The sequence below is a fragment of the Parasphingorhabdus sp. genome, from assembly GCF_039977335.1.
In the GTDB taxonomy this organism is placed as follows: domain Bacteria; phylum Pseudomonadota; class Alphaproteobacteria; order Sphingomonadales; family Sphingomonadaceae; genus Parasphingorhabdus.
Genome location: NZ_JBDWDI010000001.1, coordinates 842,371 through 864,668 on the forward strand (window position 1 = coordinate 842,371; position 22,298 = coordinate 864,668).

Below are 22,298 nucleotides of genomic sequence, written 5' to 3' on the forward strand. Positions count from 1 at the left end.
ACGTCCTTCCGGTCGCTGTGGCGTGCCTAATCCTGACCTGCGGGGAACCAGCGGCCTTCGAATATCACACCTTTGATGCCGATTTCCTGCAATTGCGCTGCTCCCATTTCATAGGGGTCACTGTCCAGCACCGTGAAATCAGCTTTCTTGCCGGTTGCGATGCTGCCGACCATTGCATCAAGCCCGATCACCTGAGCGGCCTCGATGGTGATGGCGCGCAGGGCTTTATCGAGCGATAGTCGCTCGGCCGGGGCTTTGGTATTGCCGTCGAGCGTGATCCGGTTGCTCGCAACCCAGGCGAGGTAGAGTGGGTCAATGGGTGCCATGTTAAAGTCGCTATGCAGGCCAAGCGGGACGCCCTTGCGTTCGAGTGAGCCGAGCCGGCTCATTTGCGCTGCGCGGTCAGGGCCCATGCCGGTCTTGGCATAGGTGTCGCCGAGGATACGGATATAATTGGGTTGGGCAGAGACAAAGAGGCCCATTTCCCCAATCCGTCGGTTCTGAGCTTCGGTTGAATAGCCCAGATGTTCCATGACAATATCCTGACCGTTTTTGACCGCTAGTTTCTCGGTGATATCAAGCACCACATCGAGGCCCTTGTCCCCGTTGACATGGGTATGGAGGTGCCAGCCCGCGTCCCAGAACCGTTCTGTCTGTTTCAGCAGTTCTTCCGGTTCAGTCAGCCATTTGCCTTCATGACCGTCGCTATATCCAGGTGGATTCATCTGCATATATTGTGCAAAAAATGCACCGTCGGCGAACAGTTTCACGCGGTTGGAAAAGAAGAATTTATCGCTGTCATATTTGGCTTTCATATCTTTCAGCCAGACATTGGGATCACCTGTGATCAATGGCGCAACCGGAATGGCAAGGATACGTGACGGCATGATTGGCTGATCATAAAGGCTCTTAAACAGCTTGGATTCCATCTCTGGGCCGCCAAAGCCGCCAAAGGCGAGATCAGCGCTGGTCGTCACCCCGTTTTCTAGCATCATCTGGCGCATATCGGCCAGTCCCTGCTGCACTTTTTCAGGCGAGAAGAGATAGGGTCGGAGCTTTTCAATGCCGTTGAACAAAGCGGTTTCGTGGATGATACCACTGGCGTAGTCGGCATGGCCGGGCGTTATCTGAGGCTTGTCAAATGCAGCCTTGAAGGCGTCGGCGGTGCCGATGCCGAGCAGGTCCAGCGCCTTGGAATTGGCGATAATTTCATGGAAACTGCGCTGCCAGATAACCACTGCCCGATCGGGGGCTATCTGGTCGAGCAAAGCGCGATCCATATCGCCGTGAAATAGCTTGTGATGGCCCCAGGTGATAAAAAGTTCGTCCTGACTTTTGCCCAATTCTTCACGCAGCCGCTTTTCATAAGCCGCCTTGCCGCGCGCTGCCGGATAGGTCTTTCCCGGTAGCTCCCAAGACTCAGGGCTGATGAACGGGATAGGCAGCATCATGATCGTTTGCATCGGGTGGATATGCGGTTCGACAAAGCCGGGCATCAGGATGTCTTTGGAAAATTGCCGGTCTATTGTGACATCGCGGCCCTCGGTCCAGGCGTTCAGATCATCTAGGGATTCTCCCAGTCCCAGTACAATCCCGTCTGCTGTCGCGACGTAGCGGGCTGCGGGATATCCCGGTTCCATGGTGATGATCTTGGCCGCTTCGTAAATGGTGACCTGGGGATAGGGGATAGAGGGCGGTGGTTCATTGGCTGCTGCCAAGCTCGAAAAGGCTACCAGTGCCCATAGCGCTGCAATGCGGTGCCAAAAATGGAACATATCTCTCTCCTGAAAGGGAAGCTATGCGCTTTGGGAGCGCTTGCCAAGCTATCAGTTTTTGGAGTGAACCTGACGCGTCTCTCGAACATGCTCCCGCCAGGCGATGAACAGGCCAGAACCAATGATGATCGGTGCGCCGAGCAGGATGGACAGGCCGGGCCATTGGCTGAAGACAATGATGCCGATGATCGTCGCCCAAAGCAGAGCGCTATAGTCCATCGGCATGATCGTAGACACAGGTGCAAAGCGCAATGATTGGGTGATAGTCAGCTGGCCAATCGCGCCGAATATGCCGACGCCGAGCAAATAGGCCCAAGTCTTGGCATCATGTCCACCGCCATAGATATATGCGCAAACCGCCAAGGCCGGAAGCGTGTAGACGGAGAACCAGAATATCGTAACTATGCTAGTTTCGGTGCGGCCGAGCATCCGGATGACAAGCGTCACCGACGCCGTGACCAATGCACCAATCAGCGCGACGGTCGCCCCAAAGGCGGGGATCAAGTTACCGCCCGGCTGGATAACCACCAACACGCCGATGAAACCGATCAAGATTGCTGACCAACGCCTTACACCGACTTTCTCGCGAAGTATGACGGCCGCGAACAGCGTTGCGAATATCGGGACTGTGAAGCTTATCGTTGTGGCATCAGCCAACGGTAACAGCGTCATGGCCCAGAAATTGAGGCCCATGGCAAAAATACCCAAGGCAGATCGAAGAATATGGAGTTTATGCTTGTCAGACTTTATCGCTGGCCATCCTGCTTCGCTGCGCCAGATCAGGAAACAGATTAAAGGCATGGCGGTTAACTGCCGATAGAAGAGGCTCTCGGTGACGTGCACGCCCTGTTGTCCGGCCAATTTCACAAAGGCAAACATGACAGCGAGCGAGAGCATCGCGGCTAATCGAGTAATTATGCCAGCCATCGGCCGGTTTTGGCCGAGTATGGGCGGTTGAACCGGCGTTGGCTCTACCGGCGCTTTATCTAAAACATCAGTTGTCATTTGGCCGATAGAATGGTTGTGGAAAGGTTCATTTTGCTGACGATAGGCGCAATCGGATTGTTAATGCAATTGCGTATCGCAGCAGCGCTCTGTTGCTTTTGTAATTTAATTGCGCGCGGCGTTGCATGCTTATCGGCGGTGAATTATATGTAATGGCAAATAACAAGCCGTTTCAACGAGTCCCTTTTCGTTGATATTCGGGCAGAAACATAATTTCAGGAGCTTTATATGCTGGACACAACCACCAACCCACAGGATCCGATTGTGGAAGAAGTTGCCGAATTGGTTGCGCGGTCGCGTGCAGCACAGCAGCAGATCGAGAATTACTCACAGGAGCAGGTGGATGAGTTGATCCGTGCCATGGTTTGGGCAGTTGCCGAAGAATCTGTGGCTGAGAAAATTGCACAGCACACGGTGGATGAGACACAGCTGGGCAATTATGACGGCAAATATCTGAAAATTTTCCGCAAAACGCGGGCGACCCTGTTTGACATTATCGACGATAAATCTGTTGGCATTATCGAGGAAGATCACGAACGTAATATCGTGAAAATCGCCAAGCCAGTTGGTGTGATCGGCGCTTTGTCCCCATCGACTAATCCGGAAGCCACGCCGGTTATCAAGGCGATTTCCGCCGTTAAGGGACGTAACTCGATCATTGTCGCGCCGCATCCCCGGGCCAAACTGACAAACAAGATGATTTGCGACCTGATGCGCGATGCCATTGTTAAAATGGGCGCACCGGCTGATCTTGTGATCAGCATTGATGTACCGTCAGTTGAGAAGACCAATGAGCTGATGCGGCAATGTGACCGCGTGCTCGCTACGGGCGGTGGTGCGATGGTTACTGCGGCCTATTCGAGCGGGACGCCGGCTTTGGGCGTCGGTGTTGGCAATGCTGTTATTACAGTGGACGAAAGCGCCGATCTGGAAGATGCCGCTGAAAAAATCCGTATTTCCAAGACACTGGACCTCGCGGCAAGTTGTTCCTCGGACAACAGCGTGATTCTGGTCGATGCGATTTATGACGAGATGGTAGACAAGTTGAAGCATCAGGGTGGCTATCTCGTCAACGAAGAAGAAAAGCAGAAGCTGCAGGATGCGCTGTGGCCCGATGGGAAATTCAACACAGCAATTGTCGCTCAGCCAGCAGAGAAGATCGCTGGTATGGCGGGTTTCAACTTACCGGAAGGGCGCTCATTCTTCATCGTACCCGAAACCGGTTTTGGTCCGGAATTTCCTTTCTCCGGAGAAAAGCTGACCGTTATCATGGCGCTTTATCGTGCTGCTGATATCGAAGAGGCAATTGAATTGACCAACAATATCCAAGCCTATCAAGGGCAGGGGCATAGCTGTGGTCTCTATTCACGTTCAGACGAGAATATCATGAAGCTTGCCGATGCAACGCGCACGTCCCGCGTGATGGTCAACCAACCGCAATCAGCCTCGAACAGCGGTAACTTGTGGAACGGTATGCGTCAGACATTTTCGCTCGGCTGTGGTAGCTGGGGCGGCAATGGCACGAATAACAATATTACGTGGCGCGATCTGATCAACGAAACCTGGGTATCCAAGCCATTGGCCGTTTCCAAAGAACTGCCTTCGGATGAAGACCTGTTTGGTGACGTAATGCGGAAACTGGCATAGCGCCGTCTCTGTCGATATTTTTAAACAAAAGCCTTTCTGACATAGGAAGAGCAATGGTCCTGCGATGATGCGGTTTTTATTGATCCTAATAGCGAGCATTGGTTTCGCTCTTCATCCCGCTGCTGCTGAGAAGCAGATTGCGATTAGTTTTGATGATATCCCGCGTCATGCTGGCGGCTTTTTTACCCCGGATGAGCGTGCGATAAAGCTGATCGCAGCGCTGGCCGAGGCAGGCGTTGAGCAAGCGGGTTTTTTCGTAACAACTGGTAACCTAGACAAAGAGGCGGGCAAAGGCGGTGAAGACCGTATCCGTGCCTATGTGGCCGCTGGCCATGTGATTGGCAATCACACAAAGACTCATCCGTGGCTCTGGAAAACGGCGGTTGAAGACTATGTGGCGGAGATTGATGAAGCCGAAAAATGGCTGAAAGGCCGACCCGGCTATCGTCCGTGGTTCCGTTTCCCCTATTTGGACGAAGGTCGCCGCGATCTCGAGAAGCGCGATGCGGTGCGCAAAGCTCTGTCGGAACGCGGATTGATGAACGCTTATATAACGGTCGACAATTATGACTGGCACATAGACAGTCTCGCCTCGCAAGCCGCAAAGCAGGGCAAGGCGATGGATATGGACGCCTTGCGTGATCTCTATGTCCAGACGATGGTGGATACGGCCAATTTCTATGACGATATCGCAGTGCAATCTTCGGGTCGTTCTCCGGCGCATGTGCTGTTGCTGCACGAGACTGATATCGCGGCACTGTTCATTGATGATCTGGTGCGCGGATTGATCGCCGATGGTTGGACGATCATCACAATGGATGAGGCCTATGCCGACCCCATTGCCCAAACCGAACCCGATACCTGGTTTCTCGGCACCGGCAGGGTCGCAGCCATGGCGCATATAAAGGGGTCTACTCCGCGAGAACTTGTGTATGAGCGAACCGACGAAGGTGTTTTGAACCGGCTGTTCACGGAGCGGGTATTAAAAGAAAAATGGAACGATAAGAAATGACTGACCAATTCTCGCTGACAGAAGATCAACTGGCCATTCAGGATATGGCCCAGAAATTTACTGCCGACGCGATTACCCCGAACGCCGGTAAATGGGATGAAGAGCATATCTTTCCGCGCGACGTCATCAAACAAAGCGCAGAGCTAGGTTTTGGCGGTATTTATGTATCTGAGGAATCCGGCGGCATTGGCCTTGGTCGGCTGGAAAGCGCGATCATCATGGAAGCCATGGCGTACGGTTGCCCCTCGACCAGCGCGTTTATCTCCATCCACAATATGGCGTCGTGGATGATTGACACTTTCGGCGCTCAGGCCGTGAAGGACAAATATCTGTCTGATCTGATCAGCATGGAGAAAATATCCAGCTATTGCCTGACCGAGCCGGGAGCAGGTTCTGATGCGGCATCCCTGAAAACCAAAGCTGTGCGGGATGGCGATCATTATGTCGTGAGCGGATCGAAGGCGTTTATCTCCGGCGGCGGTGAGAATGAAGTCTATGTCACAATGACGCGAACCTCGGACGATGGCGCCAATGGTGTGACATGTTTAGTTATCGAAAAAGACATGGAAGGTGTCAGCTTTGGTGCGAATGAGAAGAAGCTTGGTTGGCATTCTCAACCGACTGCGCAGGTCAATTTCGATAACGTTCGCGTGCCGGTTGAGAACCGTGTGGGTGGCGAGGGCGAGGGTTTTCGCATCGCCATGGCAGGTCTTGACGGTGGGCGGTTGAATATCGGTGCCTGTTCGCTCGGTGGGGCGCAGCGCTGCCTTGATGAAGCGGTCGCTTACACCAAAGAACGCAAGCAATTTGGGAAGAGCATCAGCGATTTCCAGAACACACAGTTCATGCTGGCCGATATGGCGACCGATCTCGAAGCCTCGCGTGCGTTGCTTTATATGGCGGCAGTTAAGGTGACACAGGGCGCACCGGACAAAACGAAATTCGCCGCTATGGCTAAGCGCCTAGCGACTGATAGTGGCTCCAAGATCGTCAATGATGCGCTGCAGCTCTTTGGCGGTTATGGCTATTTGCAGGACTATCCCGTCGAGCGCTTCTGGCGCGATTTGCGGGTGCATTCGATCCTCGAAGGCACCAACCAAGTCATGCGGATGATCGTTTCGCGTGAAATGTTGCGGCAATGACCATCGCGTCGGCCCAAGAATAGAAAGACAAAATGACCGAAGATCTCATCATCAAGAAAACCGGCCGCATTGGGCATATTAGCCTTAATCGTCCGAAAGTTATCCACTCACTCAATCTCGCTATGTGTGAAGCCATACGCGACACGCTCATTGCATGGCGCGACGATAACAGTGTCGAAGCTGTGATTATCGATCATAGTGAAGGTCGCGGGTTTTGTGCGGGTGGCGATATTGCGATGCTGCAGGCCTCTGGCAAAAAGGACGGCAAAGAAGGGCGCGAGTTTTTTTATAAAGAATATCAGCTCAACCATCTGTTGTTCGAATATTCCAAACCTGTGGTTGCGTTCATGGACGGCATCACAATGGGTGGCGGTGTTGGTATTTCCCAGCCAGCCAAATATCGCGTTGCGACCGAAAATACACGCTTTGCGATGCCGGAAACAGGTATTGGTCTATTCCCCGATGTCGGTGGTGGCTGGTTCTTGTCCCGGCTTGCAGGGCGTTTGGGGCAGTTTCTCGCGCTAACGGGCGCACGGCTAAACGGCGCGGAATGCAAAGAAGTGGGATTGGCGACCCATTATGTACCATCCGAGAATTTGGAAGAAGCCAAGCAGCGGATCAGCGAAAATCCGGATCGGATTGACGGGATATTGGGGCAGCTGTCCGACATTGTTCCAGCCGCACGGATTTCTGACAACCTCGATAAGATCGACAAGTTTTTTGCCTCCGATGTCTATGAGGAAATTCTCGCCGCACTGGACGCGGACGATAGTGATTGGGCTCTGAAAGAGCGCGACACATTAGGTACGAAAAGCCCGCAAACCTGTAAGGTAGCTCTCCGTCAGCTGAAAGAAGGCGCGGCGATGGAGACATTTGCCGATGAAATGCGGAATGAATATCGTATCGGATCGCGCGTGCTTGTTCGGCATGACTTTATCGAAGGTGTTCGAGCGTTGATTGTCGACAAGGATAATGATCCCAAATGGGATCCCGCGACACCGGAAGACACGAGTGATGAACTGATCGACGCCATTTTCGCTCCGCTGCCTGCGGACGAAGAGTGGGTACCGCTGGCTTAACAAGGAAATAAACATGGCAGATTATGAGACAATATTGGTTGAACAGCGTGATGCGGTCACGCTGATTACGCTCAACCGGCCAAAGGCGCTCAACGCGCTGAACAGTCAAGTGCTCGCAGATTTGAAAGCGGCTTTCTCCGCTTATGATGCCGATGATAGTCAGCGCTGCGCGGTGATTACCGGTTCGGAAAAAGCTTTTGCCGCTGGTGCCGATATCAAAGAAATGGCTGAGCAGAGTTTTGCCGACATGTATGGCGACAATTTCTTCGCGGGCTATGACGATGTGGTGGCGACGCGTAAACCATGGATTGCCGCGGTTGCAGGCTATGCGCTGGGCGGCGGTTGTGAGTTAGCGATGATGGCCGATTTCATCATTGCAGGTGATAATGCCAATTTTGGTCAGCCGGAAATCAAGCTCGCCGTGACCCCCGGAATGGGCGGATCACAGCGGATGACGCGGGCTGTTGGTAAAGCGAAATCGATGGAAATGTGCCTGACTGGTCGGATGATGAAAGCCGAGGAAGCAGAGCGTTCCGGCCTTGTTGCTCGGGTTGTGCCTGCTGCGGACCTGATCGACGAAGCTATTAAATCAGCAACTGAGATTGCCGGCATGGCACCACTGGCAACTATTGCCACCAAAGAAATGGTCAATGCCGCCTTTGAGATGAACCTGCAGCAAGGCGTCGTCTTTGAACGCCGCCTGTTCCACGGACTTTTCGGTAGTGAAGATCAAAAAGAGGGCATGAAAGCCTTCATTGAGAAACGCCCAGGCAACTGGACGGGGAAATAATCATGAAAATCGGATTTATCGGTCTCGGCAATATGGGCGGCGGCATGGCCGCCAATCTGGCGAAAGCAGGCCATGAGGTGCACGCCTTTGATTTGTCGGGTGAAGCGCTAGCGAAAGCCGGAGAGGCAGGATGCCATCCGGTCAGCGATGCGGCCGATGCTGTGCGCGGTATGGAAGCGGTCGTCACCATGCTACCAGCCGGCAAGCATGTGCGAGCTGTCTATGCCAACGATGTGGTGATCAACGCTGGACCAGGAATGCTGGTTCTTGATTGTTCTACCATAGACGTTGATAGCGCGCGCGATGTTGCTGAAATGGCTAAAGCCAAGGGCATATTGCCCGTGGACGCGCCTGTTTCTGGCGGTATCGCAGCAGCCAATGGCGGCACGCTGACTTTCATGGTTGGGGGCAGCGAGGAAGCTTTCAAGCGCGCCGAACCGATTTTGTCCGATATGGGCAAGGCAGTGATCCATGCCGGTGACAATGGTGCAGGGCAGGCGGCAAAAATCTGTAACAATATGCTGCTCGGCGCATCGATGATTGCCACTTGCGAGACGTTTAAAATGGCCGAGAAACTGGGTCTCGATCTTCAAAATTTTTACGACATTTCATCCAAGGCTTCGGGCCAGAACTGGTCGATGACCAGCTATTGTCCGGTTCCCGGCATTGGACCGCAAAGTCCGGCAGATAATGGCTATGAAGGCGGTTTTGCAGCAGCCCTGATGCTGAAAGATTTGCGTTTGGCGATGGAAGCGGCGGAGAGTGTCGGCGCTGAAGTGCCCATGGGCGAAAAGGCCGCCGCGCTTTATGCCCAATATGCTGAAGGCGAAGAACAAGGCGGCATGGACTTTTCTGGCATCATTAAGATGCTTGATAAAGCCTAAGTCTGTATGGTTCCGCAGTGGATGGTTGTGTGTGCTGTGGCAGCGACTATCACGGTCGTTTCAGAGGTTGCAAACAGGCGGCGTAGCAAGCGCAAGGATATCAACAAAGTCGGTTTCATGCCGTGGCAGTTTATTTCTGCCGCGTCTTTACTAACCTTTGGTATTTCAGTGGCTTTCGGATTGGGATTTATCTCAACCGAATAGGTCGCTGTTTAGAGGCAAGCCTCAAGCAACGGCTGCTCAAATCCATATTGCCGCGCTTTTTCAAGCGTATAAGGGCGCAGGCCGGAAGACTGATATTCACCGATAATCTTGCCGTCGGCATCCTCGTCCAGATATTGATATTTGAACAATTCTTGCGTCACAATCACGTCGCCTTCCATTCCGATAACTTCGGTAATGTTGGTGGTACGACGTGAACCATCGCGCAGACGCTTCACCTGCACAATAAGATCAACCGATTCTGCAATCTGGCGTGAAATGGCTTCTTTCGGAATTTTAATGTCACCCATCAAAATCATGTTTTCCATACGACCAAGACACTCGCGAGGAGAGTTGGCGTGAAGCGTACACATGGAACCATCATGGCCCGTGTTCATGGCAGCGAGAAGGTCGAAACATTCCGCGCCACGAATCTCACCCAGGATGATCCGGTCAGGACGCATACGCAGGGCGTTTTTCACAAGGTCACCAATGGTGATCGCGCCTTCGCCCTCAAGGTTTGGTGGACGAGTTTCGAGCGGCAGCCAATGGGGTTGTTGCAAGCGAAGCTCGGCAGCATCCTCAATGGTCAGCACACGTTCGCCGGGATCGATCATTTTCGACATGGCATTGAGCATCGTCGTTTTACCAGAACCCGTACCGCCTGAAATGACCACGTTGAACCGGCAAGCACCGGCAATTTTCAGCGCTGTACACATGGCAGTCGACATTGAGCCAAAACCCTGCATCATATCGAGCGTAATCGGTGTATCCGAGAATTTACGAATGGAGATAGCCGTGCCTTTAAGGCTGAGCGGTGGCACGATGACGTTCACACGAGAACCATCGGCAAGGCGCGCATCGGCAAGCGGTGTGGTTTGGTCAACACGTCGGCCAACCTGATTCACAATCCGTTGGGCGATTTGGAAGAGATGCTCTTCATCACGGAATTTAATTGGCGCGATTTCCAGCTTACCTTTGATCTCAATATAGGTCTGTTCCGGGCCGTTCACCATGATATCTGAAATATCTGGATTGCCGAGCAATTCTTCGAGCGGTCCGAAGCCGAGCAGTTCATCGACGAGCACTTTTTCAAGTGCAAATTGCTCGCGCCGGTTCAATGTCAATTTCAGCTCGGTCAACACTTCCATGATGATCGGGCGGAATTCTTCGGTCAGTTCCTCTTTATTGAGCGTCGCTGCAGCTTCGGGATCAACACGCTCCAAAAGTCGTGGAAGCACCTGTTCTTTGATTTTGTGGACGGACGCACCAAAGCCTTCATCCTTGTCGCCTGCTTCGGCCATTGGTTGAGAACGTTCGGCGAGACGCGACATTGCATCGTCTTTGTCCGGTGCCGCTGCGGCTTGCTGTTCGCCAGGAAGGGGAACAGCATCGATTGGAGGAAATTGATCCCCGCCTTCCGATTTATCCGGATCTTCAGGATTTGAAGGCTTTGACCCTCCACCGCCAGACATAGGTTTTGCGACGCCAAATGACGGTCTTCCGCCACCCAATCCATTTTTCTTGCCAAATGCGCTCATGTCTCTCCGCCGGAAATAGTTTGTTCCCAAATCATCAGACATCTCTTTCGAGGAAAATGGTTAATGTTTGGATAATGGTGATGGGACAGTTTTGGCTTTGGACATTTTTTACACCTGAAAAATGGAGGTTGTTTCTTGCCGAATAGCCTGCAATCGGTGGCTCAGACCTCATTTTGATCGGACGGATTTTGCAGGTGGATAAAAATATTGGAAAGACGGTAGCGGGTAGCGGTATCTTACTGGCGCTTATAGCTTTTTCCGGTTTTCCGATTGGTGATGCATTCATTAAATCCATGGCGGGAGACTGGCCAGCACCCGCAGTTGCGGCGCTGCGCTTTATGATTGGTGCGGTCGCCCTTGCCATGATCCTATATTGGCGAGAGGGCAAGGGGGGCTTTCAGATCAGCCGGCCTTGGCTGCATGTCGCACGCGGCTTTGCTTTGACGATAGGGACTATCACCTTCTTTTCCGCCATTTACATCATGCCGTTGGCTGATGCGGTGGCAATATCCTTTATCAATCCGATCCTTACGGCATTGCTTTCCGGTTGGTTTTTGAAAGAAAAAATGCGACCCGCGACATGGCTGGCGACGATTGTCGCCTTTGGCGGGGTGCTGATCATGCTGCGGCCCAATGTTGCTGCCTTTGGCTGGGTTGCGATATTGCCGCTATTTTCGGCGGTGGCTATGGCTGCCATGTTGATCCTCAACCGCATGGTATCCAGCCAGCGCTCAATATTCGCGGCGCAATTCTACATAGCCTTTTGGGCAGCTATATTCCTGTCCATCGCCTCTGTTATCGGCCATTTTCTCGTTCCGGTGATGTATGTTCCGGGGGCACCTGACTGGGATGTGATCCTGCGCTGCGCGATTGTTGCTGTTACTGCAACCAGCTGCCATTTCCTGCTTTATATGGCAACGATGCGGACGACAGCGGCGGCGATTGCACCGATAGTCTATATACAGCTGATCATCGCGTCCTTGATCAGCGTGTTTATATTCGGTGATGCTATTGATCCGCTCGCCTTGGTGGGCGGCGGTCTCATCTTGTTAAGTGGATTGTTTTTGTGGCGCAGCGAACGCAAAGCGACGACGGTATTGGAAGCTTAGGAAACAGCCTCGGCCAATACCGTGAGGCCTTTTTCATTAACTTCAGCAAAACCGCCCTGAACGGTGATGACTTCAGCTTCTGCGCCTTCGCTGGCGTAGATAGAAAGCTCTGCATCGCGGATGGTGGACATAAACGGCGCATGGCCCGCCAGCACGCCAAAATCGCCCTCTGTACCGGGCACAACAACCATATACACATCATCCGACCGGACGAGCTTTTCAGGGGTTACGAGTTCGAAATGTAGGTTTGCCATCAATCAATGTCCCTATTCCCCTCCCGTGAGGGAGGGGGAATGGATTAGGCCGCTTCTGCTGCCAGTTGTTTGCCTTTTTCAAGCGCTTCTTCGATGCCGCCGACCATGTAGAAGGCATTTTCAGGAAGGTGATCATATTCACCGTCCACAACCGCTTTGAATGACTTGATCGTGTCTTCCAGATCAACAAACTTACCTTTGATGCCGGTAAAGACTTCGGCAACGTGGAAAGGTTGTGACAGGAATTTTTGAATTTTACGCGCACGGGCAACGACCAGCTTATCTTCTTCAGATAGCTCGTCCATGCCGAGAATGGCGATAATATCTTGCAGTGATTTATATTTCTGCAGGATTTCCTGAACAGCGCGCGCCGTATCATAATGTTCCTGACCCACAACGCGCGGCTCGAGAACACGGGATGTTGAATCGAGCGGGTCAACAGCAGGGTAGATACCCAGCTCTGAAATCGCACGGTTCAAAACGGTGGTTGCGTCCAAGTGGGCAAAGCTGGTTGCCGGTGCAGGGTCGGTCAAATCATCGGCAGGAACGTAAATCGCCTGAACCGATGTAATCGAACCCTTGTTGGTAGAGGTAATACGCTCTTGCAGCTGACCCATGTCGGTGGACAGGGTTGGCTGATAACCCACAGCCGAAGGAATACGGCCAAGAAGCGCGGACACTTCCGAACCAGCCTGCGTGAAACGGAAGATGTTATCGACGAAGAACAAAACGTCCTGGCCTTCAACGTCACGGAAATATTCCGCGATGGTGAGACCGGACAGAGCAACACGAGCACGCGCTCCTGGAGGCTCGTTCATCTGACCGTAGACGAGAGCCACTTTGGAACCTTCAGAGGTTGCGTTGCCGTCTTCGCCCTTGGCGATAACGTTCGCGTCGAGAAATTCGTGATAAAGGTCATTACCTTCGCGGGTACGCTCACCCACGCCGGCGAACACGGATGTACCGCCATGGCCTTTGGCGATGTTGTTGATCAGTTCCTGAATAAGCACGGTCTTACCCACGCCGGCACCGCCGAACAGGCCAATTTTACCGCCCTTTGCATAAGGTGCGAGCAGATCGACAACCTTAATACCGGTGACGAGAATTTCACTGTCAGTGGACTGGTCCACAAAAGCAGGCGCTTCTGCGTGGATCGGTGCGGTGCTTTTCGCGCCAATGGGGCCAAGCTCATCAATAGGTTCACCCACAACATTCATGATGCGGCCGAGCGTTTCGGGGCCAACTGGCATCATGATCTGTGATCCGGTGTCGGTCACTTCCTGACCGCGGGTCAAACCTTCGGTCGCATCCATCGCGATGGTACGAACGGTGTTTTCGCCAAGATGCTGAGCAACCTCAAGCACCAGCCGGTTGCCATTATTGTCGGTTTCCAGAGCCGAGAGAATGGCCGGGATATCCGTATCAAAGGTTACGTCGACGACAGCGCCGATAACCTGTGAAATGCGGCCTACATTGTTGGTATTTGCCATTTGTCTTTCCTTGCGTACGTGCTTTAGAGCGCTTCAGCGCCAGCGATAATTTCAATCAATTCGGTGGTAATCGCGGCCTGACGGCTGCGGTTATAAATAATTGTCAGATTGTCGATCAGGTCGCCGGCATTGCGCGTGGCGTTGTCCATTGCGGTCATCGACGCGCCTTGTTCTGATGCCATATTTTCCAGCAAAGCGCCGAAAAGCTGGGTGGTCAGATTGCGTGGCAGCAACTCGGTGAGGATTTCTTCCTCATCGGGTTCATATTCTGTCGATGCGCCTGATGCTTCGTCACCGGATGTGTCCAGAGCAACAGGAATAATCTGCTGCACTGTTGGTTCCTGCAATAAGGCTGATTTGAATTTCGAGTAGAAGAGATGAGCAACGTCAAATTTGCCTTCTTCCAACAGAGCCGTCAAATCCGCTGCAATCGCTTTGGCTTCTTCAAAACCGGGCGTTTTTGCTTCGGTCGTGTCGAAATGCTTCAATATCTGGTCGGGATAGATCCGTTTGATCACCGGAATGCCTTTGCGGCCAACCATATAGAAGAGGACAGTTTTACCGTCCTTGGTCAGCTGTTCAGCCTTCAACCGTGCTTCTTTGACGATATTGGCGTTAAACGCACCGCACAGACCGCGATCTGAGGTTGCGACAACCAGAAGGTGCACCTGATCCTTGCCGGTGCCAGCCAAAAGTTTGGGTGAATTTTCATCCACTGTCACTTTACCAGCAAGGCTAGACATGACCTTGGCCATTTCATTGGCATAAGGACGCGCAGCTTCGGCTGCCATTTGCGCACGGCGCAATTTGGCAGCGGCCACCATCTTCTTGGCCTTGGTGATCTTCTGGGTCGATTTAACCGACCCGATCCGATCCTTAAGTTCTTTAAGTGAAGCCATTAGGCAAAGCTCTTGCCGAACGCTGCCAATGCGGCTTCCAGCTTCTCCTTGGTGTCATTTGCCAAGTCACCGCTTTCACGGATCGTTTTCAAAATGTCAGCATGGTCGGAACGCATATGAGCAAGCATCGCTTCTTCATAGCGCACAACATCGGTCACTGCGACATCATCCAGATGGCCGTTGGTGCCAGCGTAAATGGAAGCGGTCTGCTCTTCAAAAGCCAGCGGAGAAAATTGTGCCTGTTTCAATAACTGGGTCAAACGTTCACCGCGTGCCAGCAATTTCTGGGTCGAGGCATCAAGATCGGAACCGAACTGCGCAAAGGCCGCCATTTCACGATATTGCGCGAGATCGAGTTTAATCGAACCGGAAACCTTTTTCATCGCTTTCGTCTGTGCAGCGGAACCCACACGAGAAACTGACAGACCCACGTTAATCGCAGGACGGATGCCCTGGTTGAACAGGTCGGTTTCGAGGAAGATCTGACCATCGGTAATCGAAATAACGTTGGTTGGGATGTAAGCCGAAACGTCACCAGCCTGTGTTTCAATGATCGGCAATGCGGTCAGGGAACCAGAACCATTATCTTCGTTCATTTTCGCGGCGCGTTCGAGCAAACGACTATGCAGATAGAAAACGTCACCAGGATAAGCTTCACGGCCAGGAGGACGACGCAGAAGCAAGGACATCTGACGATAAGCCACAGCCTGTTTGGAGAGATCGTCATAAACGATGCAGGCGTGCATGCCGTTATCGCGGAAATATTCGCCCATCGTCACACCGGTATACGGTGCAAGATATTGGAGCGGAGCAGGCTCGGAAGCAGAAGCGGCCACAACGATAGAATATTCCATCGCGCCGTTTTCTTCGAGCTGACGCACGATCTGCGCAACGGTGGAGCGCTTCTGGCCCACAGCAACATAGATGCAGTAAAGTTTCTTGCCTTCGTCATCACCAGCATTGATTGTTTTCTGGTTGATAAAGGTATCGATGGCGACAGCGGTTTTACCGGTCTGACGGTCACCAATGATCAATTCGCGTTGACCACGGCCAACAGGAACCAGCGCGTCAAGCGCCTTCAGGCCGGTTTGAACAGGCTCGTGCACAGATTTACGCGGGATAATACCCGGCGCTTTGACTTCAACACGGCTACGTTTTTTGGTTTTGATCGGGCCCTTGCCGTCAATAGGATTGCCAAGACCGTCAACAACGCGGCCGAGCAATTCTTTTCCGATGGGAACGTCCACAATTGTGCCGGTCCGTTTAACAACGTCGCCTTCTTTAATGTCTGCGTCAGAACCAAAGATCACGACACCGACATTGTCGGCTTCAAGGTTCAGCGCCATGCCCTGTGTGCCGTTGGAGAATTCAACCATCTCACCGGCTTGCACCTGGTCAAGGCCGTGGATACGGGCGATGCCGTCACCAACTGCCAAAACGGTTCCGACTTCGGAAACCTGGGCTTCGTTGCCAAAATTGGCGATCTGGTCCTTGATGACCTTTGAAATTTCTGCTGCGCGAATATCCATGTTTCTTCCTTTAGCCTTTCATGGCCTGAGATAGCGTGTTCAAACGGGTTTTAATTGAATTGTCGATCATCTGACTGCCAATTTTGACAACCAAACCGCCCAGGATGGACGGATCGACGGAGGTGGAAACCGAGACATCGCTTCCCACACGTTTCTTGAGCTGCGCTTTAAGCGCATCAATCTGTGCATCATCCAGCGGATGCGCAGAGGTCACTTCGGCCGTGATTTCACCGCGATGGCTGGACGCCAAAGTAGAGAAAGCGCGAATGACGGCTGGCATCTGATCGAGCCGGCGATTGGCCGCGAGAACACCGAGTACATTGGTGGTGAGATCATCGAGCTTCATTTGCTTGGCGATGCCAGCAATTGCTTTTCCGGCGTCGGCACGAGACAGGACCGGGCTGCTGATCAGCGCTTTCAGGTCGTCCGATTCGCCCATCGCATCGCCGAGTGCACCAAGGCTTGATTCGACTTTTTCGATGGCTTTATTTTCGGTGGCCAAAGCGAACAGCGCAGTGGCGTAACGCCCCGCTAAACTCGCCCTAATGCCGCTGGAATTCTCCACGCGTTCGTTACTCCGTGCCTGAATTATTGGCCTGAAAATCGACCAAAAAACTGGTAAGTGATTTATGCCCGATGGCAGACGAAAATAACAGCATCTCGCCTTCGGATGGGCGGCGTCTAGCAACCATTTTGCTGCGATGCAAGATGGCTTTGGGAATGATTCTTACTTGGCAGATTTTGGCGGTTTTCTATTGCAGCACGAAACGGGTTTTGGCCGACGATAGTGTAGGAGGTTTGAAAGGAAATTTGCTTTGATCGCAAGATACGGGAAGCGGCCAGACCCGGGTCTGATCTAAAAGTCATTTTATCAACGAGACGGAGATGAATAATGACATATCAGATTACCGGTATCAGTCCTGAAACTTTGGCATCGCACAAAAAAACCAATGAGAGCAGAACAGTAAGCGTCAAAGCCACAAGCAAGCCGGGCTTTCCCTGCCGGGTTTCTTTGGAAGACGCGGAAGAAGGTGAAGAATTGCTGCTTTTCCATCATGTTTCGCACGACGTCGAATCTCCCTATCGCAGCAGCTATGCGATCTACGCGCGATCCAGTGCGACCAAGGCCGCGCGATACACAGACGAAGTACCTCCGGTATTCCAGGGTCGCCCTTTGGGCATGCGGGCGTTTGGGACCGATGCGATGCTAAAGACGGCCGGGCTCTCCATGCCCGGAGATGCGGACAAAACCATCAGAGAGCTGTTTGAACTGGATGAGGTTGCCTATATAGATGTACACAACGCCGCGCATGGCTGTTTCGTCGCGCGGGTGGAAAGATTTGACCAATGAGCAATGAAACGGTTGATCGTCGACCCATAGACAATGAACAGGCATGGCAGGCCGTGGCCCGACGTGATCGGTCTTTTGACGGCCAATTTGTGACCGGTGTGCTGACCACCGGTATCTATTGCCGTCCATCCTGTGCCGCGCGCCACCCGAAGCGTGAGAATGTGCGCTTCTTTGCCAAGCCAGAGCAAGCGGAAGCCGCAGGGCTGCGCGCCTGCCTAAGGTGTATGCCAAAGGATGTCGCTCGCGACGATGCCGCGGTGAAGACAGTGATTGACGCGATCCGTATGGCCGAGACAGCACCGACATTGGACGAGCTGGGCGTGCTAACTAGCTATTCACCGACCCATTTGCAGCGTATTTTTAAACGTGCAATGGGATTGTCGCCCGCCGCCTATGGCCGGGCGCTGCGGTCTGAACGCGTGAAAGAGGCGTTGGACGGTGGTGCTTCAGTCACTGAGGCCATTTATGATGCAGGCTATGGTTCGGCATCGCGTTTCTACGCAGACAATGAAAAGAGATTAGGCATGAAAGCAAGCGCATGGAAAAATGGTGGGGCCGGGGTCACCATCCAATGGGCCAATGTTGAAACCTCGCTGGGTATGATGATGGTTGCGGCTACAGACAAGGGTGTCTGCTGCCTGTCGTTTAACGAGGGCGAAGAAGAGCTACACGCTCGTTTCCCCAAAGCAGAATTACGAGCCGGAGATGATGCATTTCAGGAGTTGTTGTCAGAGGTTGCAGCCTCTGTCGAGAAACCCGGCGACTTTAGTCATATCCCGCTCGATGTGCAGGGCACGGCGTTTCAGGAAGCCGTGTGGAAACAGCTTCAGAAGATCCCACTCGGCGAAACGCGAAGCTATGCGGATATCGCGGCGGCCATCGGCAAACCCAAGGCGGTGCGCGCTGTGGGTAGTGCCAATGGCGCGAATAATGTCGCGGTGCTGATACCCTGCCACCGGGTGGTGCGCAGCGATGGAACCATGGGCGGCTATGCCTATGGCTTAGAGATAAAAGAACGTTTGCTTAAAAAGGAAGCCCCATAATGACGGATAAGATCGCGCAATTTGTTAAGCTGCACCAACCGGGCAAGCCATTGATCCTGTACAATATCTGGGACGCAGGCAGCGCCCAAGTCGCGGTTCGTGCCGGCGCTAAGGCTGTAGCAACAGGCAGCCTGTCGGTAGCTGGCGCACAAGGCTTTGAGGATGGTGAGAAACTGCCATTTGATTTTGCGCTCACTAATGCAAAGCATATTGTCTCTGCGGTAGACGTACCAATCAGTATCGATTTGGAAACTGGATATGGTGATGACGCAGGTGCTGTTGGCGCAAATGCGCAGTTGATGAAAGAGGCTGGTGTGGCTGGCCTTAACCTTGAGGATCAGGATCTATCGGCGGGTGGACTGCGCGATGTGTCAGCACAGGCCGGACGCATTAAAGCAGCGGCTGATACCGGTTTATTCATCAACGCCCGAACGGATTTGTTTATCCAGACGCCATTGGCGGATCATGATGATGCGCTTGCCCAAAAAGCGCTGGAGCGTTGTCAGGCCTATGCCGATGCTGGTGCAGGCAGCTTTTTCATTCCCTTTGCAGCGGATGAAAAATCAATTGGCGATATTTGCGAGAAAGCGGTTTTGCCGGTCAATGTCATGATGATGCCGGATGGCCTATCCATCTCCCGGCTGGCTGAGCTGGGCGTGTCCCGCATCAGCTATGGTCCTGGCCCCTGGATGGCGGCAATGACAGCATTCGAAGCCGAAGCGCTGAAAATATTTGGTAATCAGGCCTGAGCCGGCATCTTAACCCTTATCGTCCGGTGCTGGCTTGATAGTCATCAACAGGACTAGCGGGATCAGCCCGATAAATGCTGCAATTGAAAATGGTGCACCGACGAAACGGAATGGCGCTGCATCGCTAGTGAAATAGGAAAGCGAGCCATTGTAAAGCAGCGGCGCGATCAGTGCGGCGAGCGCAGCCATGCTGCCGTTAAAACCCTGTAATTCTCCCTGCATATTGCTTGGTGTGCGGCGGGACATCATTGCGTTGATGCTGGGCATTGCCATGCCTTGCAATCCAACGACCAGACATAGGGACAGCGCGACCCAACCAACATCGACCAGCACGTAGACGGCAAAAATCACTATGGCGACAAATATGCCGAATATTGCGGTTTTCCGTTCACCAACCGCAGTAACAAAACGACCGATCAAAAAGGCCTGAACCAGTGCCATGGATAGGCCGACACAGGTTAGCGATAATCCCACCATCTTGCTATCCCAGCCATATTGCGCGGGGGCGAAAAAGGACCAGCTGGTCGGATAGATCGAACTGCTGAGCATCCACAGGAAATAGATCACGGCGACACCCAGCAGGTTAGGCAATTTGCGTAGGTTCAGGAGCGCGCCCAGTGGATTGGCGCGTTTCCAGTCAAAACTACGTTTCTGCTCTGGCGCCATTGTTTCGGGAAAAGCAAACCAGCCATAGATGAAATTGAGGAAGGCCAATCCGCCGGCCACAAAAAACGGGATGCGCGTACCAAAATCGCCCAAAAAGCCACCCAAGGCCGGGCCGACGATGAAACCGATGCCAAAGGCTGCGCCGACAAGACCGAAGCTTTTGGCGCGATCTTCGTCGCTCGACATGTCGGCCATGGCGGCATTGGCTGGCCCGAATATGGCACCAAGTCCACCCGCAATGGATCGGCCTATGAACAGCCAGACAATCGACGTGGCAAAGCCCATCAGCGCAAAGTCAATTCCGAACGCGAGCAAGGAGACCAGAAATACAGGGCGGCGGCCAAAGCGATCTCCCAAATTGCCGACCAACGGTCCCATGAGAAACTGGAACAGTGCATAAGAGGCGCTTATAAAGCCGCCAATCATCGTCGCTTCGGAGAGGCTAACGTCCTCCAGCTCCTGAATAAGCTCAGGCAACACCGGCATGATGATACCGAACCCTACCGAATAGATGAACACAGTCAGCAGCACAAAGCGCATGGCTGATTTGCGCTGCCGATCTGCTATCATAGTCGGCTTTCGATCATTCGGAAGATTTTTCGCATTCATAAACCAACCGCTCGTTGGTTTGCATGGGTAGCTCGGTACGGATCGCTTTCACCATTTCCGCGATGTCCGACAATGCTTTCTCATCGGTAGTGCAAGCTCTATTGCCATATTGTTTGCGGATTTCGCGCGCTTTGGTCATCGCCGATAGTCCCAAAAGATAGCGCTCGGTGGTAAATTCAGCGCTGCTGGGATCAAAGCTACTGATTGTCACGGTTTGCTCTTGATTGGGTACAAAGATGCGGGACCATTTGCCGCCATCGCGGCCATATTGGGTGCGTTCGTTAACACATCCGCCATCTGCCCAGTCAATCTCGAGAGAGTCCGTCTGAGATACCGTAATCCGGCTGCGTTCGGCATTTAAGCGGCATTGATATTTACCCGCAGTGGCCAGACTTTGCCCACCATTCGTGCCGTTTTCATCAGGCAATTGTTCCTTAAGTGCAGCTGCGACGCGGTCGTCAATTTCATTAAAAGCCGGTCGGGACAGAAAAACGAGGATTGCACCGACCAATAGTAATGCCGCGCCGCCTGCCGTTCCGATCGCTGGGGTGCGCTTGTCCTGCAACATAAGATAGCCTGCGCCGCCCACTGCGACCAGCGACAGCACCAGCATCAATGCGGCAATTGCCATCTGATTCTCTCGCTCGGCAATAATGTCCTGTGAGATGGTCGTCCGCAGCTTTGCTTCGGCCTGTTGTCGCTGCGCAGTCTCGGCATTTTGAGCAGCCTCTATTTTTGCACGGGCAGCGGCCTCGCGGCGCTGTTCTTGCAAACTGATATCAGCGGCAGAGCGGCAGGGCGTAGCGGTCAGCCCTACTTTAACGCCGGCCCTGCGCAAGAATGAGAGGATTTCGCGACTGGATACTGCAAATCCGAATTCCGCATCATTGCCGTCTGACAGCGATCCAAAGCTGTTCGCACCTAATATCCGGCCGCAATTGTCGATCAGCGGACCACCGCTATTACCGCTGGCAATAGGCGCTGTGTGCAATATCGTGTCAAATTGCTTCGTCGTGCGTCCGCCTGATACCGAACCGCGCGTTTTTACCGGTGACATCGGATTAATAAGATCGTCGAGGTTGAGGCCCTGGGCCCTGTCCACCGAACCCGGATAGCCAACTGCGACAACATCCGCGCCATCCGCAACCGGACCGCTAAAAACTGTCATTGGTGGTAGTCTTCCGCCATCCTGCAACTGAATCAGTGCCAGATCATTACCGGGCGAATATGCGATGACCTTGCCGCCATAGCTGGTGCCGCCCTGTGAAGGGACAATGCCAATCACAACGGATTTTTCCTGTCGGGCAATTTCAACGACATGGGCATTGGTGACAATCTTGTCGGGAGCAACTGCGAACCCGCTACCATGGCCGACAAAGGCTACTTTATCGCCATCGGTGGCTGCTAGCACAACGCGCACGACAGATCGGCTGGCTGCGCTAATATCGGCGGGATCGGCATGGGCCGGGCCAGCGAACAGAACAGCAAGCGTGAAAGCAAAAAATTTAAGAAAGCGGTTCATC

At 53.1% G+C, this 22,298-nt stretch carries 21 protein-coding genes; 11 read left to right on the plus strand and 10 right to left on the minus strand.

Annotation, left to right across the window (positions count from 1 at the left end; translation table 11 throughout):
- Window positions 1–26 precede the first annotated feature (26 nt).
- Window positions 27–1,775, minus strand: a complete 1,749-nt coding sequence (locus ABJM21_RS03945) for an amidohydrolase family protein (protein ID WP_348302701.1) — start codon at window positions 1,773–1,775, stop codon at window positions 27–29.
- Between the two features lie 51 nt (window positions 1,776–1,826).
- Complete coding sequence (locus ABJM21_RS03950; RefSeq protein ID WP_348302700.1) at window positions 1,827–2,780, minus strand: DMT family transporter; 954 nt, start codon at window positions 2,778–2,780, stop codon at window positions 1,827–1,829.
- A gap of 228 nt (window positions 2,781–3,008) precedes the next feature.
- Here ABJM21_RS03950 and ABJM21_RS03955 point away from each other — a divergent pair, with 228 nt between their 5' ends.
- The 7 genes from ABJM21_RS03955 to ABJM21_RS03985 all read left to right on the plus strand — a co-directional run bounded on the left by ABJM21_RS03955 (window position 3,009) and on the right by ABJM21_RS03985 (window position 9,538).
- Entirely contained in the window at window positions 3,009–4,427 is a 1,419-nt protein-coding gene (locus ABJM21_RS03955) for an aldehyde dehydrogenase family protein (protein ID WP_348302699.1), read from the plus strand.
- Between the two features lie 64 nt (window positions 4,428–4,491).
- On the plus strand, window positions 4,492–5,439 hold the full coding sequence (locus ABJM21_RS03960) for a polysaccharide deacetylase family protein (RefSeq protein ID WP_348302698.1): 948 nt from the start codon (window positions 4,492–4,494) through the stop codon (window positions 5,437–5,439).
- Window positions 5,436–6,581: an acyl-CoA dehydrogenase family protein gene (locus ABJM21_RS03965; protein WP_348302697.1), complete on the plus strand. Its 1,146-nt coding sequence runs from the start codon at window positions 5,436–5,438 to the stop codon at window positions 6,579–6,581. The genes ABJM21_RS03960 and ABJM21_RS03965 overlap by 4 nt, the downstream gene beginning before the upstream one ends.
- Before the next feature lie 32 nt (window positions 6,582–6,613).
- A complete protein-coding gene (locus tag ABJM21_RS03970; RefSeq protein WP_348302696.1) occupies window positions 6,614–7,660 on the plus strand; it encodes an enoyl-CoA hydratase/isomerase family protein in 1,047 nt (348 codons plus the stop codon).
- A 13-nt stretch (window positions 7,661–7,673) separates the two neighbouring features.
- On the plus strand, window positions 7,674–8,450 hold the full coding sequence (locus ABJM21_RS03975; RefSeq protein ID WP_348302695.1) for an enoyl-CoA hydratase-related protein: 777 nt from the start codon (window positions 7,674–7,676) through the stop codon (window positions 8,448–8,450).
- Between the two features lie 2 nt (window positions 8,451–8,452).
- Entirely contained in the window at window positions 8,453–9,334 is an 882-nt protein-coding gene (gene mmsB / locus ABJM21_RS03980; RefSeq protein ID WP_348302694.1) for a 3-hydroxyisobutyrate dehydrogenase, read from the plus strand.
- A gap of 36 nt (window positions 9,335–9,370) precedes the next feature.
- A complete protein-coding gene (locus ABJM21_RS03985) occupies window positions 9,371–9,538 on the plus strand; it encodes a hypothetical protein (protein WP_348302693.1) in 168 nt (55 codons plus the stop codon).
- 8 nt (window positions 9,539–9,546) lie between these two features.
- Here the strand turns inward: ABJM21_RS03985 and ABJM21_RS03990 are convergent, their stop codons facing one another.
- Window positions 9,547–11,076 (minus strand): CpaF family protein, encoded by a 1,530-nt coding sequence (locus ABJM21_RS03990; RefSeq protein ID WP_348302692.1) that lies wholly within the window; start codon window positions 11,074–11,076, stop codon window positions 9,547–9,549.
- 194 nt (window positions 11,077–11,270) lie between these two features.
- Here ABJM21_RS03990 and ABJM21_RS03995 point away from each other — a divergent pair, with 194 nt between their 5' ends.
- Entirely contained in the window at window positions 11,271–12,185 is a 915-nt protein-coding gene (locus ABJM21_RS03995; RefSeq protein ID WP_348302691.1) for a DMT family transporter, read from the plus strand.
- On the opposite strand, the gene ABJM21_RS04000 is transcribed toward ABJM21_RS03995, so the two are convergent.
- From ABJM21_RS04000 to ABJM21_RS04020, 5 genes are read right to left on the minus strand one after another with little or no spacing between them, the layout of a single operon-like run.
- Window positions 12,182–12,439, minus strand: coding sequence for an ATP synthase F1 subunit epsilon (locus ABJM21_RS04000; RefSeq protein ID WP_348302690.1), 258 nt, complete (start codon window positions 12,437–12,439; stop codon window positions 12,182–12,184). The two genes, ABJM21_RS03995 and ABJM21_RS04000, sit on opposite strands and share 4 nt — an antisense overlap.
- 44 nt (window positions 12,440–12,483) lie before the next feature.
- On the minus strand, window positions 12,484–13,929 hold the full coding sequence (gene atpD / locus ABJM21_RS04005) for a F0F1 ATP synthase subunit beta (protein WP_348302689.1): 1,446 nt from the start codon (window positions 13,927–13,929) through the stop codon (window positions 12,484–12,486).
- A 23-nt stretch (window positions 13,930–13,952) separates the two neighbouring features.
- Complete coding sequence (locus tag ABJM21_RS04010) at window positions 13,953–14,828, minus strand: F0F1 ATP synthase subunit gamma (protein WP_348302688.1); 876 nt, start codon at window positions 14,826–14,828, stop codon at window positions 13,953–13,955.
- Window positions 14,828–16,357 carry a F0F1 ATP synthase subunit alpha gene (atpA, locus tag ABJM21_RS04015; protein ID WP_348302687.1) on the minus strand — a complete coding sequence of 510 codons (1,530 nt, stop codon included), beginning with the start codon at window positions 16,355–16,357 and terminating at the stop codon, window positions 14,828–14,830. Before atpA ends, ABJM21_RS04010 begins: the two co-directional genes overlap by 1 nt.
- Window positions 16,358–16,367: 10 nt before the next feature.
- Entirely contained in the window at window positions 16,368–16,922 is a 555-nt protein-coding gene (locus tag ABJM21_RS04020; protein WP_348302686.1) for a F0F1 ATP synthase subunit delta, read from the minus strand.
- Window positions 16,923–17,249: 327 nt separating this feature from the next.
- Between ABJM21_RS04020 and ABJM21_RS04025 the strand changes: the two genes are divergently transcribed.
- From ABJM21_RS04025 to ABJM21_RS04035, 3 genes are read left to right on the plus strand one after another with little or no spacing between them, the layout of a single operon-like run.
- Window positions 17,250–17,708 carry a DUF1203 domain-containing protein gene (locus ABJM21_RS04025; RefSeq protein WP_348302685.1) on the plus strand — a complete coding sequence of 153 codons (459 nt, stop codon included), beginning with the start codon at window positions 17,250–17,252 and terminating at the stop codon, window positions 17,706–17,708.
- Window positions 17,705–18,751 carry a bifunctional DNA-binding transcriptional regulator/O6-methylguanine-DNA methyltransferase Ada gene (gene ada / locus ABJM21_RS04030; protein ID WP_348302684.1) on the plus strand — a complete coding sequence of 349 codons (1,047 nt, stop codon included), beginning with the start codon at window positions 17,705–17,707 and terminating at the stop codon, window positions 18,749–18,751. The genes ABJM21_RS04025 and ada overlap by 4 nt, the downstream gene beginning before the upstream one ends.
- Window positions 18,751–19,500 carry an isocitrate lyase/phosphoenolpyruvate mutase family protein gene (locus ABJM21_RS04035; RefSeq protein WP_348302683.1) on the plus strand — a complete coding sequence of 250 codons (750 nt, stop codon included), beginning with the start codon at window positions 18,751–18,753 and terminating at the stop codon, window positions 19,498–19,500. The genes ada and ABJM21_RS04035 overlap by 1 nt, the downstream gene beginning before the upstream one ends.
- Before the next feature lie 9 nt (window positions 19,501–19,509).
- Here ABJM21_RS04035 and ABJM21_RS04040 read toward each other — a convergent pair whose 3' ends face one another.
- Together ABJM21_RS04040 and ABJM21_RS04045 are read right to left on the minus strand one after the other, a co-directional pair.
- Window positions 19,510–20,775, minus strand: a complete 1,266-nt coding sequence (locus tag ABJM21_RS04040; protein WP_348302682.1) for a TCR/Tet family MFS transporter — start codon at window positions 20,773–20,775, stop codon at window positions 19,510–19,512.
- The gene (locus tag ABJM21_RS04045; protein WP_348302681.1) at window positions 20,750–22,297 is read right to left on the minus strand and encodes a trypsin-like peptidase domain-containing protein; all 1,548 of its coding nucleotides are present in this window, start codon (window positions 22,295–22,297) and stop codon (window positions 20,750–20,752) included. The genes ABJM21_RS04040 and ABJM21_RS04045 overlap by 26 nt, the downstream gene beginning before the upstream one ends.
- Between the last annotated feature and the right edge of the window lies 1 nt (window position 22,298).